Source organism: Pontibacter roseus DSM 17521, assembly GCF_000373265.1.
GTDB classification, from domain to species: Bacteria; Bacteroidota; Bacteroidia; order Cytophagales; family Hymenobacteraceae; genus Pontibacter; species Pontibacter roseus.
On sequence record NZ_KB890762.1, the window covers coordinates 43,237 to 57,769 of the forward strand.

The following is a 14,533-nucleotide window of genomic DNA, read 5'->3' on the forward strand; positions in this document are numbered from 1 at the left end:
AAAAACTTCGCCTCTTAAATTCACTCATTCGCTCATCCACTTATTCAAACTATTCCCATTCGATAGTGGCCGGCGGCTTGGAGCTGATGTCGTACACCACGCGGTTCACGCCTTTCACTTTGTTGATGATTTCGTTAGACACATCGGCCAGGAACTCATACGGCAAACGGCTCCAGTCCGCCGTCATGCCGTCTACGGAAGTAACAGCACGGAGCGCCACCACGTTCTCGTAAGTACGTTCATCGCCCATTACACCCACTGACTGCACCGGCGTCAGGATAGCCCCTGCCTGCCATACCTCGTCATACAGGCCTGATTTTTTGAGGTTGCTGATGAAGATGTGGTCTACCTGCTGCAGTACGCTCACCTTCTCTGGGGTGATGTCGCCCAATATGCGGATAGCCAGACCAGGTCCTGGGAAAGGGTGGCGACCCAAAATGGCATCGTCTATTTTAAGTGTTTTGCCTACCAGGCGCACTTCGTCTTTGAAGAGCGCCTTGAGTGGCTCCACCACTTTCAGTTTCATGAAGTCAGGCAGGCCGCCCACGTTGTGGTGCGACTTGATGGTGGCAGATGGTCCTTTCACGCTCATCGACTCGATTACGTCCGGATAGATAGTGCCTTGTGCCAGCCACTTCACGTCCTCAATCTTGTGTGCCTCGTCATCGAACACCTCAATGAAAACGCGGCCGATGGCCTTGCGCTTGCCTTCCGGGTCCGAAATGCCGGCCAAAGCGGTATAGAACCTGTCTTTGGCGTCTACGCCCTTCACGTTGAGACCCATGTGCTTGTAGGAGTCCAGTACGGTTTCGAACTCATCTTTGCGCAGCAGCCCGTTGTCCACGAAAATGCAGTAGAGGTTTTTGCCGATGGCCTGGTGGATGAGCATGGCCGCCACGCTGGAGTCTACGCCTCCTGACAGTCCCAGTACCACTTTGTCATTGCCCAGCGTCTGCTGCAGGTCGGCCACGGTGGCCTCTACGAACTGCTCTGAAGTCCAATCCTGCTGACAGCCGCAGATGTGCACGACAAAGTTACGCAGCAGGGTCTTGCCCTCGTCGGAGTGGGTTACTTCCGGGTGGAACTGTATGCCATAGGTTTCCTGGTCGCGCAGCTTGTAAGCGGCCACGCGCACGGTCTCTGTGCTGGCTATGACTTCAAAATTATCTGGTATTTCTTTGATGGTGTCGCCATGTGACATCCAAACCACGGAGCCTGGGGTAAGTTCCTTCATGAGGCGGTTGGCGGTGTGGAGCTCTGAAAGTCTGGCACGTCCATACTCCCGAATGGTGGATGGCATCACTTCACCCTGGCTTTCGTAGGCAATGAGCTGCGCGCCATAGCACACCCCCAGCAACGGGAGCTTGCCCATGTACTGGTCTAAATCGATGGTTGGATGTTCCTGGTCGCGTACAGAGCAAGGGCTGCCCGAGAGGATAACGCCTTTTACATCTTCTGTGAGTTGGGGAACATTATTGTAAGGGTAAATCTCACAATATACATTAAGCTCGCGCACCCGTCTTGCAATCAACTGGGTATACTGGGAGCCAAAGTCGAGAATCAGTATTTTTTCTGGCATGCGCAAAGGTAAGGCGGTTTTATAGTATATGCCAAAAATAGCGGGAATATATGTTATGGATAGCACTTCCTGAGCAGATGATATAGCTGCATGTGCTTTGTAGCTGCGGCTTTAGCTGCTTGCTCGTTGAGTTGCTCTGTAGCTTCGCCTGTACGGCGGGCACCTACTTTTTGTCTTGACACAAAAAGTAGGCAAAAAGGTCAAGACGCTCCAAACTCGCTGACCGCTCGAACAGTGGAGCGTCGAAAGGTGCACTGGGCTGATGCTATACCTCCGTAGCTGCTGTTGTAAGTATGTCTGCTATACCTGCCAGTGGCGCGTGAAAGTAACGACAGGACTTATTTCTAACTCTGGTAATGGCGGAAATTCCCCCTTCGAAGGGGGCAGGGGGATGTTTATGGCTGTGGAGAATCTCCATCTAAAGAGGGTAGGGGTGTGTCAATTGTGTACAGGTATAACTTTCCTGCCCCCTTACCGGGTCCAATCACCCCTGTCCATCTTGAGAGGGGAAGCAGGTATAGGTATAGGTATAGGTATAGGTTTAGCGGAGTACGAATAAGACCATATTTGCCAGAAAACGTGCTGTCTCACACCATTCTACACCTTCAAGGGAATTTTAATAGAGAATAAGCTTGCGCTGAAAGATTATCTTCGTACCTTTGCAATGGCAAATCGGCACGGCCAGCTCCCGTCGAACTCCCCCAGGGCCGGAAGGCAGCAAGGGTAGATGGTTGTAGCGGCGCGATGTTGGTTTGCCACTTTTTTTTGCCCATACCTCAGCGAAAGCCGCTTCTTCATACTTCCCTTTTTGGATTCTTTACCTTTCCGGCTGGTTCTTTAACAGCACGAAGCTGCACACTACGCCCACACTGGCACCATTCACGGAGCCACCTGCACCATTTCCCAATTTGTCCTGCATCTTTTCACCAATGTCTTTTGTCTTAGTACTTATTGCGTTAGATTTGTAGGCAAATCTACATCCCCAGCATTATGAAATTCTTTGTTGATACTGCAAACCTGCAGGAAATTCAAGAAGCACACGACCTTGGTGTGCTTGACGGTGTGACAACCAACCCATCGCTGATGGCGAAGGAGGGCATCTTCGGCCACGACAACGTGATGGCGCACTACAAGCAGATTTGCGAGATTGTGGATGGCGACATCAGCGCTGAGGTCATCGCTACCGATTTCGAAGGCATGGTGCGCGAAGGCGAACTGCTGGCAGAGCTTCACCCGAACATCGTGGTGAAGGTTCCTATGACGCGTGAGGGCGTGAAAGCCATCCGTCATTTCAGCGAGCGCGGCATCAAGACCAATTGTACGCTGGTATTCTCTGCCGGTCAGGCTATACTGGCTGCCAAGGCTGGAGCAACCTATGTATCTCCCTTTGTGGGTCGTCTAGACGATGTGTCTACCGACGGCTTGCAGCTGATTGAGCAGATTGTGCACATCTATGGCAACTACGGTTACCAGACGCAGGTGCTGGCCGCTTCGGTGCGCCACGTGATGCACCTGGTGCAGTGTGCCGAGCTGGGCGCTGATGTGGTGACCTGCCCGCTTTCCGTAATCACGGGCCTGCTGAACCACCCGCTCACCGACATCGGTCTGCAGAAGTTCCTGGCTGACCACGCCAAAGGAAACAAATAACATAATTATGAATGATGGGTTATGGATTACTAATGGGAAAGGGCACCAGCTCTTTTACCCTTTTGTGATTCATAACCCATAATTTCAGATTCGTAATCCTTCAAAGATGTACATCATCAAGGTAAAGGGTAAAGCCAAGATTCCGGATTACATACAGCTCCGCGACAACAACTTCGTGCTCATAGCCTATTTTAGGGCTGACAGGCCTCTCAAGAACCTGGACCGCTATGGCCTGGAGGGCAAAGAGGAGGCGCTGGCGGCGCTCATTGAGTCCCTCGAATTCGGCAAACTACAGCAATTAGATATTTAAAGTATTATGAGTTTTTCTTCTTCCTCACCCGTGGTTTCGCTACGCGATGTGGCAATCTACCAGGATGTGAACACAGTGCTGAGCAATGTGAACTTTGACATTGACAAAGGCGAGTTCGTATACCTGGTTGGGCGCACCGGAAGCGGGAAAAGCTCTCTTCTCAAAACTCTTTATAGTGACCTGCCGCTGCTCACCGGCACGGCCGCCATCGCTGATTTCAGACTAAACAAACTGCCCCGTAAGCAAATCCCTTATCTCCGCAGGAAAATCGGCATCATCTTCCAGGATTTCCAGCTCCTTTTCGACCGCACCGTGGCCGAGAATCTTGCCTTCGTGCTGAAAGCCACCGGCTGGAAAGACAAATCAAAGCGCAAGCAGCGCATCTCAGAAGTGCTCATGAGGGTCGGACTAGACGCCGCCGCCAACAAACTGCCGCACCAGCTTTCCGGTGGCGAGCAGCAGCGCATCGTGGTAGCCCGCGCACTCCTCAATGAACCGGTCATCCTACTGGCCGACGAACCGACCGGTAACCTCGACCCGATTGTGGCGGATGGTATCATGAAGCTGTTCATGGAAATCAATAACAGCGGTACCGCCGTGCTCATGGCCACACACAACTACGACATCATCAACCGTTATCCACAGCGTGTGTTGAAGTGCGAGAGTGGCAAAGTGTTGGATTCCAAAGTAGAGTCCTTCGCCTTGACGACAGGATATTAGTCCTTTCCTATTTATCCCTAGGTTTCTTAATTGATTTGATTGAAGCTCTTCAGACTTCGAGGCGACGGCTATTGCTGATTGCCCGCTGCTATGTTGTATAGCTTTGCCTGTGCGGCGGGCACCTACTTTTTTCCTTGATGAAAAAAGTAGGCAAAAAAATCAAGACGATTTTGAACTCGCTGACCGCTCGAACAAAAAATCGTCATCGATGCACTTGGCTGATGCTGCTGCTTTGTAGCTGCTGTGGAAAGTCTCCCCTTGAGGGGAGTCAGAGGGGTGTTAAGGCTATACCTGCAGCTTTTTATGCAACAACGCTTTTAAGTGATGGAGAGCAGCGGCAGAATTCCCCCTTCGAAGGGGGCAGGGGATGCCAAGCTTTCCCGGTTCTACTACCAGGAGAGGCAGGTGGCTCAATGCGCGCTTTATCTGGTAATACTACTTCACATATTTCCGCATCATCCCTAGCAACCACTGGTTCATTTCTGGGTATACCCGCAGGCTCAGCAGCAGCCCCATGTAGATGACTGTGATGAGCAGCGAACGCACCAGAATATCCATGAAGAGGTTGCCCAGGAAGGGGAGGAGGTAGGAGGCGCCCAGCGCGGCAGCGGCTATGGCTGTGACCCAAACCGAGCTCCAGGCGAATGGTTGCATCTTGTAGAGCCACTGCACGAAGAACAGGCGCAGCAGGTTGATGGTGACATAGGAAATCATGGAAGCCAGGGCGGCGCCTTCGATGCCGTAGAGCGGGATGAAAATCAGGTTGGTCCAGATGGTGAGGCCGGCCAGCACCACGTTGAAGAGCAAATCCCAGCGGTACTTCTCTGAAGTAGCCAGGATGATGCCGTTCAGACCGGTAGCCAGGTCTACGATGCGAGCCACCGACAAGAACAGCACCACGTACTTGCCGGCCCGGTAGGTTTCCGGCATGAAGGAATACAGGTTGTCGATGTTCGCCCAGATGCCAATGAAGAGCAGCAGCCCGATAATCAGGTTGATGAGCGTGATTTGCTTGTACAGCCTACCCATACCTTCCATATCCCTGTCCTTCCAGAACTCCGCCACCTGCGGGAAGGCAATTTTAAAGATGGAGCGGGCCGGCACCATGATGGCGCTGGTGATGAAGAAGGCGGTGGTGTAGATGCCGTTGTCCCCCAGGCTGTAGGAGCTGATCATGATTTGGTCTACGGTCGTGATGATGGTGACCGATATATTGCCCAGGAAGGTGAAAAAGCCGTAGTAAAGCATCTCCCGCAGCGGCACGATGCGCAGCGCCGACCAAGAAGGGCGCAGGAACAGCTGCCTCAGCCAGAGCGCATACACCACCAGCGACAGCGTAATCACCGAGTTGATGACGATGTAGAACAGCACAAACTCCCGAAAGTTAATCCAATCCAGAGCATATAGTCCGATGAGCAGCGTGGTGAGGATGCGCAGCAGGAAATCCTGAGCAAAGGAAGAGATAATCGTCTTGAACAGCGAGCGCAGGTAGGCCGTCAGCAGGTTGAAGAGCAGCGTGAAGAAGGCGAGCGGAATGACGTAATAGTAATAGTCGAGCAGCAGGGGGGAGTTCTCGATGTAATACTCCACCACCACTGGCTTGAACAGCAGGAAGAGACCCGCTACAATTGCAAAGCCCAGCAATGGTACCGCCAGCAGCAGGAAAAGGAAACCATGGTGCTGCCGCTCCTTATCCCGGAAGTAGGGGAAATAGCGCACGCTCATGTTCACGAAACCAAGGGCCGAGAACTGCGCGAACATCACTGAAATCTGAATCAGCAGGCGTGTGAGGCCCACCTCTTCCTCCTCCAGGTAGTTGGGGAACAGCAAAATCGTGTTCACATAGCCAATCAGGATGCCGGCATATGAGATGATGGTGTTCCAGATTCCCTCGCGCTGGAGATTGGGCATTAGTCGGGTGCGTGCTTAGGTACAGGGGGCAAATATAGTATTATTCTATAGATGCGTTGTGGAGGAATTTTTAGCTTGCGGGGTATAGCCAAGGAAGTTCTGCAGGTGCTTCAAAGCCAACTCGCCGCTACGGCCGTCAAATTCCGTACCGACAGTGGCGTTGTAGTACCTGGCCCGCAGGTATACCTCCGGCTTCTGGCTCATTCCCTGCTGCAGCATCGGCTTCAGTTCCTGATAGGAGCTAGCGGCGTCCACCAGGCCATGCGCCACATAACCATAGTAGTCGTGCAGTTCCTCTTTGGGATTGAAGTTGAAGTAAACCGACCACACGTTCAGCAATACCGCCTCCAGGTGCACGCCGGAGTTGCCACTGATAAGCATATCCAGACCCTGTAAGTACTCAAACACACGCTGCTGCCCGCTGTCCGACAATTTGATGCTGGGACTGATGGTGCGGATGAAACTGAAATCCCGTCTGTCGCGTGGGTGGGGGCGGAGGACTATCCGAAACGAAGGAAAATCGCGGGTGATGTTCACCAGCAAGGCTTTCAATTCCTCGGTCAGGTCCATCAGGTTGCAGGCTATACCTATGGTTTGCACCCTACGGCTGTTGTTGCGGAGTTTGGTGAACCCATCCGCCTTCGGCATGCCCACCAGTTCCACCCGTCCCTCCACCGGACCGCATTGCCTGTACTTGTCGAGCGAGTCCTGCCCCTCCAGCAGGCTCAGGTCAAAGGAGAGCGGCGGAAAAAGGTGGCTGATACTTGAGTGCTGTACATAGGCTGTTTTTATACCCAATGTACTGGCTGCCAGCAGCAGAGCGCGTGCATCGGCGTTGTGGTCGTTTGCAAACACGATGGCCTGAGGTCTGTATTTTCGCAGCTTTTGCAGGTATACCTCATAGAACCCAATGGCGTCGTAGAGCAAATCCGCGAAGCGCAGCGTGCTCTTCCTGCGGTGGGAGAGGAACCGCAGGAAAAGGGACGGGAACTTGTAGTAGTAAAGCAGTTTTTTGCGCAATGATATCCGGGCGATTGTGTCGTTATACCTGCCAATGGCCTTGCTCTGGCCGGCTACCAGCACGGCGTCCGGTATACCTGCCTGCAGGAAATGCAGGCTGTCGTAATTGTTTTGGCTCACCACATACAGCCAAACCTTACCTTGCAGTTTTTCAGGCTTTTCCACCTTCTGAAATAGATTACCGATAAGGCGCACCAAGGTATAGCCACCCATGCGGAGCAGGCGCAGCAGCGGATTGCCAGGCGAAGCGGCGTTCTTGGCACTCTCCGGAAGTCTATAGAAGCCTTCCGAAAAATGCAGGTATAGGATGTTGGCGTAAAGAGCGTACCAGTCTTTCATGCGCTACACCAGGTCCCAGCTGAACGGCGTACCAGCCGGAATGTCCTTCTTGGCGGTCATGCCCAAGAGTTCCTCGTAATGTTTCGGCGCCAGCCCCAGCCCCGGTCGGATGACGCGGATGTTCTCTTTTGTCAACGCTTCCCCGGCTTTGATGTCCCGGGCAGCATAGACGGAGCGCTTGAAGAGGCGGCTCTTCTCCTCGTCCCGCTGCACGCCATACTGCACGTGTCCCAGCGCCTGCCAGGCCCGTTCCGACTCCACAACAAGCAAATTCAGTTCCTGTGGCTCCAGCGAGAAGGCCGAGTCTACGCCGCCGTCGGCGCGGCTGAGGGTGAAGTGCTTCTCGATGACGGTGGCACCCAGCGCCACGGCGGCCACGGAGGCACCCACGCCCATGGTATGGTCTGAAAGTCCCACCTGCACCCCGTACAGCTCCCGCAGGTGTGGGATGGTGCGCAGGTTGGTGTTCTCGGGCGAGGCCGGGTAGGTGGAGGTGCACTTGAGCAGGATAAGCTCCAGGCAGCCCTCCTCACGCAGCACTTGCACGGCCTCAGCCACTTCCTGCACGGTGGCGGCACCGGTGCTCATGATGACGGGCTTGCCCGTGGCGGCCACCTTGCGCAGCAGCGGGTGGTCGGTGTTTTCGAAGGAGGCTATCTTGTAAACGGGCGCCTCCAGGCTTTCCAGGAACTCCACGGCTGTCTCATCAAAGGGGGAGGAGAAAGCGATGATGCCGCGCTCCCGCGCCCTGTCGAAGATGGGCTGGTGCCACTCCCAGGGGGTGTAGGCCTCCTGATAGAGATCGTAGAGCTCTCGGCCCTTCCAAAGCGAGCCCTCGTCCTTGATGGTGAAGGCGCCGGGCAGGGTCATCGTGTCGGCGGTGTAGGTCTGCAGCTTGATGGCATCGGCGCCGGAGGCGGCGGCGGCGTCCACAATGGCCAAGGCCCGCTCCAATGACTGGTTGTGGTTGCCAGACATCTCCGCGATGATGAAAGGCTTGTGGCCCTTGCCGACCATCCGGCCAGCGATACTGATATCGTTAATCATCTGTCTTGTTCCTAATCTTTAGTTTCCATCTCGAACGAGCACGAAACGGTGTGCCTGCGGGTGATGACCATCCGGCTTTGCGTAGGAGAAGCCGGCCTTCTCAAATGAACGGATGGAGGCTACATTCTCTTGTTGCACCAGCCCCTCTACTAACCGCACATCCGGCCTTTGTTGCAGGAGCCGCTGAATACCTTTTTGGAGTACTGCGTGCCCCAGCCCTTTGCCCCGGAAACCATCTCTTATCAGGTAGCTGATGGTGGCTGTGTTATCCTCGACTTCAAACCGGATATGGGCGGCGGGTTCTCCGTTCACCTCAGCAATATAGAGTTTCGTGTCGGGGTTTTCAAGCTTGGAGCGGAACCAGCGGGTGTGGTCTTCCAACGGGATGGGCTGCGGGTTGAACGAGCGACTGCGCACCTCCGGGTCATTGGCCCATTCAAAGAGCAGCATCAAATCCTCTTGCCCGGCCTCGCGAAGCGTCAGGCTGGCATTTAGGTGCAAGGTATAGAAGAATCGCCTGAGCCGTTCGTCGCTTTTGCCATCGAAGTGCCGCCGTTGCGCCTGCAGGCAAGCCTTGAAATTCACTTCTGTTATACCTGCTGCTAACTGCTCCTGCAGTGCCTCATAATCCCAGGCTATACCTTCTGTCGTTAGAAATCGGTGGATGCCTAATTGGTTGTCGGCGGTTTGCTTGACAAAGAGCAGCCCTCCAACGGAGGCGTATTCGTAGGAGATGCCGCTGGCGGAGGTGATGGCGGCTGCGCATTTACCCATCAGCCGGCGCAGGCCTTGGGCAGAGAGGTCGTGGTGCAGGTGAATGTTTGGTTTGTGTTTCTTCCAGTCCTTCAGTTCCTGTAGCCGGGCGTAGGCACTGCCTACCACCACATCCACATGTTGCACACCACCTACCGACTGCAAATCCTCCAGCGCCTGCAGGGTTTGGTTGTCCGGGTCAGCGCCTCCCATGCAGACCAGTACGCGCAGTTCGCCCCCAGGCAACGCTCTTTTGGCGCGCGCAGCCTCCAGAAAGGCAGGGCGAAGCAAGGCATAGGCCGGCCCCAGCAGCAGGCGGGTATAGGATGCGGTCTGGTACTGCTCCGGCTGTATGCCTCCCGCTTGGTTGAGGACGGCATCTGCTACAAAGGGATACGCGTGGATGTCGTCCAGGCAGACCAGCGCGGCGCCCTTGTCTTTGATGTTCTGTTGGTAGGCCGTGTCGAAGTGATAGCCATCCAGCACCACGATTTCTTCATCAGATATATAGGCGGAAAGCTCATGGGTAAAGCGTTGCTCGGCGGAATCGGAGGGAGGGAGTATAATGATACCCTGGCATACCTCCCGGATGCGCTCCTGCAAAGCCTGGTCAGGTGCCTGTATGGCGAATACACACTCGAAGTCCTGGCGGAGCATGTGCACCAGGGCCAGCGAGCGTGTCACATGCCCCAAACCGATGCGGCTGTTCCCGTCTGCTCTGAAAATGATGCGGCGCTTCTGTTCCATGGCTTGCTTGGCATTTGGCTGATGCGGTAAAAGCGTCGATTGGTGACAACCCATCACCCGCCCCGCATCAGGGGTTATTCACCCAGTTTCTTCTGCTCTACGTGCGCATTTATTTTTGGTAGCTCCGGATGGCTTTCCAGCAGTTGGATGAGCTGTTCCCCGTCCATCTGCTGTGCCTGATACTGCTCGATGAGAACCGTGATGAGTTCCAAATCTTCCGGTGTGTCGAGGGTGATGCGGAACTGGCTGGCGTCCTGGTCACGGGTATAGTGCTGCAGCTGCACGTGTCCGCTCCGGTTCTGGTTGATGTAAGGCGTCACGTGCTCCAGTTCCTCCTCCCTTGTCGCCCTTTCATAGGCTTCCTGCAACAGGCTGAAAGAGAATACCTCAAAGTCAAAGCCGCGCGGAAATGTCCGCACCAGCGCGTTGGAGAGGTATACATGCTCATCATCGAGTTCCAGGTATTGCTGCACGGCATCCGCCACCAACTGCCCATCAATAAGCGGACAGTCAGAAGTGACGCGTACAATGATGTCCAAAGCATGCTCTACAGCACAGCCGTAAAAGCGACTCAGCACATTCTGTTCATCGCCTCTGAAGCAAGGTATACTCGCCTCGGCCGAAAAGGCAGCGATGGGGTTGTCAGTCGCATTGGTTGTAGTGGCCAGGTATACCTGAAGCCCCGCAGCCTGCAGCCTGTCGATGTGGTGTTGCAGCATAGCCTTGCCACCAGCCTGGAGTAGGACCTTGCCCGGCAGTCGGGTGCTCGTCATGCGGGCCTGCGAGATGACGCCTACTTTCTTAGCGGCCATTGGCTACGAACTCCTTCACTTTCTCAATCACAAATTGCTGTTCCTCCTCGGTCAGAGTCGGGTACATGGGTAGGCTCAGGCAGCGGTCGTAGTAGTGCTCGGCCTCCGGGAAGTCTCCTTTTTTATACCCCAGGTTGCGGTAGTAGGGCATGGTATGGGCCGGGATGTAGTGCACTTGGGCGAAGATGTTGTGCTCGCGCAGGTAATCGTACAGCCCTTTGCGGTCGGCCACCTGCACCACGTAGAGGTGGTAGGCGTGGCCCGTGCCGGCAGCCAGCGCCTCTGGGGTGGTTACCAGTCTGTCTATACCTTGGAATCCGGCGAAAGCCGCATCGTATACCTGGGCTATTTCTCTTCTTCTGGCCAGGCCTTCGTCGGCTCGGCTGAGTTGGGAGAGGCCCAGGGCGCAGAGCATGTCGGGGATTCGGTAGTTGTAGCCCAGCGCCTGCATCTCCATGTACCAGCCGCCGTGGTTCTCCTCCAGCAGGTCCGCCTCGCGCGTGATGCCGTGGGTGCGGTAGAGCAGCAGCTTCCTGTAGAGTTCCTCGTCGTTGGTGGTCACCATGCCGCCCTCGCCCGTGGCGATGTGCTTGACAGGGTGGAAGGAGAAGATGGCCAGGTCGGCATACCTGCCGTTGCCGCACAGCTGTTTCTCGCCATGGCTGTCGGTGAAGTAGCCGCCGGGCGCGTGGCAGGCGTCCTCGATAATCCAGAGGCCGTGCTCGTCAGCCAGCTGCCGAAGCGCCTCCAGGTTCACCGGATTGCCCGCAAAGTCCACCGGGATGATGCCGGCGTAGTAGCCCTTCGGCTTACTTTCCAGCATCTGCCGCACCTTGTCGATGTCTATCAACGCCGTTGCCGGGTCGATGTCGGCGAACTCCACCGTGCCGCCGCAGTAGCGCACGCAGTTGGCCGAGGCCACGAAGGTGATGGGGGTGGTGATGACGCGTGAGGTTTCATTCACGCCGAGAGCCATGGTGCACAGGTGAAGCGCGGCCGTGCCATTGCTCACGGCCACGGCATATTTGGCTCCCACGTAACGGGCAAAGGACTGCTCGAACTCGGCCACCTTTGGCCCCTGCGTCAGGAAGTCCGACTGCAGCGTCTCCACCACGGCGGCGATGTCGGCCTCCGTGATGTGCTGACGGCCGTAAGGTATGGGAGTTCTGAGTTTTGAGTTCTGAGTCATCTGTCAGAATTATGAATTAGGAATTACAAATTATGAATGAAAATCAATTCTTAATTCAGCATTCATAATCCTTAATTGATTTTACGCAGTAAAATTCGGGTCCACGTGCTGGCGTATCTGCTCGCGCAGCTGCTCCACGCTGAGCCACTCGCTGTTGGTGCCGGAATTGTACTTAAAGCCCATTTCTACCATTTTGCCCTGGTGGGACTTGATGAACTCATCCGTATTCCAGACCGGGGTGGAAGGCAGGATGACGTAATACTTGTCCAACTCCACGGTGCTCAGGGAGTCGGTTTCAGTAATCATCTCTTCGTGCAGCTTCTCGCCAGGGCGTATGCCCACCACTTCCTGCTGGCAGTTCGGCCCGATGGCCTCAGCCAAATCGGTGATGACGTAGGAGGGAATCTTCGGTACGAAAATCTCGCCGCCCCAATGGTGCTCCAGCGCATGGAAAACCAGTTCCACGCCTTCTTCGAGTGAAATGTTGAAGCGGGTCATCTCTGGGTGTGTGATGGGCAGCACCCCTTCTTCCCGCTTCTTCAGGAAGAAGGGAACCACCGAGCCACGGGAGCCGATTACGTTGCCGTAGCGTACCACCGAGAACTTGATGTCGCGCTTGCCTTTCATGTTGTTGGCGGCCACAAACAGCTTATCCGAGCACAGTTTGGTAGCGCCGTAGAGGTTGATGGGAGCGGCTGCCTTGTCCGTGGAAAGCGCCACCACATCCTTCACGCCCGCATCCAGGGCAGCGTTGATGATGTTCTCGGCACCCAGCACGTTGGTCTTGATGCACTCCATGGGGTTATACTCGGCTGCTGGCACCTGTTTCATGGCGGCGGCATGCACAATGATGTCTATACCTTCGCAGGCGCGCTTGAAGCGCTCGCCGTCGCGCACGTCGCCAATGAAGTAGCGCACCGAGTCGTACTTACTCTTGGGGAAAACCTGCGACATTTCGAACTGCTTAAGTTCGTCGCGAGAGTAAATGACCAACCGTTTCACGTCCGGGAAGCGGGCGTATACCATCTCCACGAATTTCTTTCCAAACGAGCCCGTGCCACCCGTCACCAATATAGACTTATTGTTAAGGTCTAATGCCATGCTGATTTTTTGCTTTATACATCGGCTGCGGATTTGTCACCCACACCTGGCTGCAAGTTAAATATTTAATTGTTGATTGTTAATTGATAAATTGCCGTACGATTAAATTGTCAATTTCTGATGGTTGATTGCTATGGGGGTGATAAGTTGATGACTGGTACATGATGGACACAATCTGTCTTAATTGCTATACCTTTCAAACCCTCTAACGCCTGAACTATCTAACGCTCCAACTTCTCTCATGCTCAAAAAGGCTTTTTTCCGGTTGCTGAACGCCTTTGGCTATTACTTCCGCTATACCTCGGTGCTGCACCACCCGGGCAGGCAAACCCTGTCGCCCAGCTATGTGCTGCATTTCGACGAGCAGGAGACGGCATTTCTGGAGCAGTCGGCAGCCAGTTTCAACTATGCGATAGACTACAGCCTGGGCTACCGACAGAAGGAGGAGTACCTGGTCTGGCTGCAGGAAGCGGAAATACTGGGCAACTCCGGCGCCGTGGCTTTGGAGGGGAAACTGGTGGTAGAGTCCGTGTTGGAGGTGAGCCGGCTGGCGAAATCCAATGCCTTCAAGACGCCAGACCTGCTGCTTCCTAGTCACAAAAAAGGGGTCTATACCTCGGTGCTGCACCTGCCTTGGGCCGACAACAACAACTACCACTGGTTTTTCGATTGCCTGCCGCGGCTATACCTGGTACTGGAGACGGTAAAGGAGCCCATCCAAATCATCATGCGCCGCGACATGGCCGCTTACCAACTTGAGACGCTGCGCTTTGTGCTGCAAGACCATCCGCAGGCGGAAGTGGTCTATATCGGCAAGCATGAGAAATGGCAGATGGAAAGGTTTGTGCTGCCTTCGTTCCTGGCCAAAGCCCAAAGTGGTTACCTGCCCCCTGATGCCGCCGCCTGGCTCCGGTACAAGGTATGGCGTGGGTATGGCGTGCGGCAAAGCGGCCTCAAGAGGCGCATCTACATCAGTAGGGCCAATGCCAAGACCCGCCGCGTGCTCAACGAGCCCGACCTGCTGCCCCTGCTGGCCAGGTATGGCGTGGAGGTGGTGCGGGCAGAGGAGTTGAGCTACCAGCAGCAGGTACAGCTGTTCTTTGAGGCCGAGGCCGTCGTGGCCCCCCACGGCGCCGGACTGACCAACCTGCTGTTCTCGGAGCAGTGCCGGGTGCTGGAGTTCCACCCCGCCGACCGCATCAAGACGCACTATTTCCTGCTCTGCAAAGGGCTTGGGTTCAGGTATAGCGCGGTGGTAGGTAGCGAAGGAGACGCACGGGAGAATTATACCGNGGATGTGCACGAGGTGGAGCGGTGGCTGGAGAATATTCAATCTTAAGAATAGTTCGCTAACTTAC

At 55.0% G+C, this 14,533-nt stretch carries 12 protein-coding genes and 1 other RNA gene; 5 read left to right on the forward strand and 8 right to left on the reverse strand.

Translation table 11 applies throughout. From position 1 onward, the window contains the following. Positions 1-49 precede the first annotated feature (49 nt). Entirely contained in the window at positions 50-1,579 is a 1,530-nt protein-coding gene (guaA, locus tag B051_RS0106630; RefSeq protein ID WP_018477400.1) for a glutamine-hydrolyzing GMP synthase, read from the reverse strand. 662 nt (positions 1,580-2,241) lie between these two features. On the opposite strand from guaA, the gene ffs reads away from it, so the two are divergent. From ffs to B051_RS0106650, 4 genes are all read left to right on the forward strand, one after another. Beyond that, positions 2,242-2,343: signal recognition particle sRNA small type (gene ffs / locus B051_RS22155), an RNA gene on the forward strand. Between the two features lie 226 nt (positions 2,344-2,569). Then, positions 2,570-3,226 (forward strand): fructose-6-phosphate aldolase, encoded by a 657-nt coding sequence (gene fsa / locus B051_RS0106640; protein WP_018477402.1) that lies wholly within the window; start codon positions 2,570-2,572, stop codon positions 3,224-3,226. 106 nt (positions 3,227-3,332) lie between these two features. Further along, positions 3,333-3,536 carry a hypothetical protein gene (locus B051_RS0106645; RefSeq protein ID WP_018477403.1) on the forward strand — a complete coding sequence of 68 codons (204 nt, stop codon included), beginning with the start codon at positions 3,333-3,335 and terminating at the stop codon, positions 3,534-3,536. Between the two features lie 6 nt (positions 3,537-3,542). Next, entirely contained in the window at positions 3,543-4,256 is a 714-nt protein-coding gene (locus B051_RS0106650) for a cell division ATP-binding protein FtsE (RefSeq protein WP_018477404.1), read from the forward strand. Between the two features lie 435 nt (positions 4,257-4,691). Here the strand turns inward: B051_RS0106650 and B051_RS0106655 are convergent, their stop codons facing one another. The 7 genes from B051_RS0106655 to pseB all read right to left on the reverse strand — a co-directional run bounded on the left by B051_RS0106655 (position 4,692) and on the right by pseB (position 13,175). Then, the gene (locus tag B051_RS0106655; RefSeq protein ID WP_018477405.1) at positions 4,692-6,167 is read right to left on the reverse strand and encodes a lipopolysaccharide biosynthesis protein; all 1,476 of its coding nucleotides are present in this window, start codon (positions 6,165-6,167) and stop codon (positions 4,692-4,694) included. 45 nt (positions 6,168-6,212) lie between these two features. Beyond that, the gene (locus B051_RS22810) at positions 6,213-7,526 is read right to left on the reverse strand and encodes a glycosyltransferase family protein (RefSeq protein WP_018477406.1); all 1,314 of its coding nucleotides are present in this window, start codon (positions 7,524-7,526) and stop codon (positions 6,213-6,215) included. A 3-nt stretch (positions 7,527-7,529) separates the two neighbouring features. Continuing rightward, positions 7,530-8,573: a pseudaminic acid synthase gene (gene pseI, locus B051_RS0106665; RefSeq protein WP_018477407.1), complete on the reverse strand. Its 1,044-nt coding sequence runs from the start codon at positions 8,571-8,573 to the stop codon at positions 7,530-7,532. An 18-nt stretch (positions 8,574-8,591) separates the two neighbouring features. After that, the gene (pseG, locus tag B051_RS0106670; RefSeq protein ID WP_018477408.1) at positions 8,592-10,073 is read right to left on the reverse strand and encodes a UDP-2,4-diacetamido-2,4,6-trideoxy-beta-L-altropyranose hydrolase; all 1,482 of its coding nucleotides are present in this window, start codon (positions 10,071-10,073) and stop codon (positions 8,592-8,594) included. A 74-nt stretch (positions 10,074-10,147) separates the two neighbouring features. Continuing rightward, complete coding sequence (locus B051_RS0106675) at positions 10,148-10,885, reverse strand: cytidylyltransferase domain-containing protein (RefSeq protein WP_018477409.1); 738 nt, start codon at positions 10,883-10,885, stop codon at positions 10,148-10,150. Beyond that, a complete protein-coding gene (pseC, locus tag B051_RS0106680) occupies positions 10,875-12,074 on the reverse strand; it encodes a UDP-4-amino-4,6-dideoxy-N-acetyl-beta-L-altrosamine transaminase (protein ID WP_018477410.1) in 1,200 nt (399 codons plus the stop codon). The genes B051_RS0106675 and pseC overlap by 11 nt, the downstream gene beginning before the upstream one ends. A gap of 81 nt (positions 12,075-12,155) precedes the next feature. Continuing rightward, on the reverse strand, positions 12,156-13,175 hold the full coding sequence (gene pseB / locus B051_RS0106685; RefSeq protein WP_018477411.1) for a UDP-N-acetylglucosamine 4,6-dehydratase (inverting): 1,020 nt from the start codon (positions 13,173-13,175) through the stop codon (positions 12,156-12,158). A 241-nt stretch (positions 13,176-13,416) separates the two neighbouring features. Between pseB and B051_RS0106690 the strand changes: the two genes are divergently transcribed. Then, complete coding sequence (locus B051_RS0106690) at positions 13,417-14,514, forward strand: glycosyltransferase family 61 protein (RefSeq protein ID WP_018477412.1); 1,098 nt, start codon at positions 13,417-13,419, stop codon at positions 14,512-14,514. Positions 14,515-14,533 lie beyond the last annotated feature (19 nt).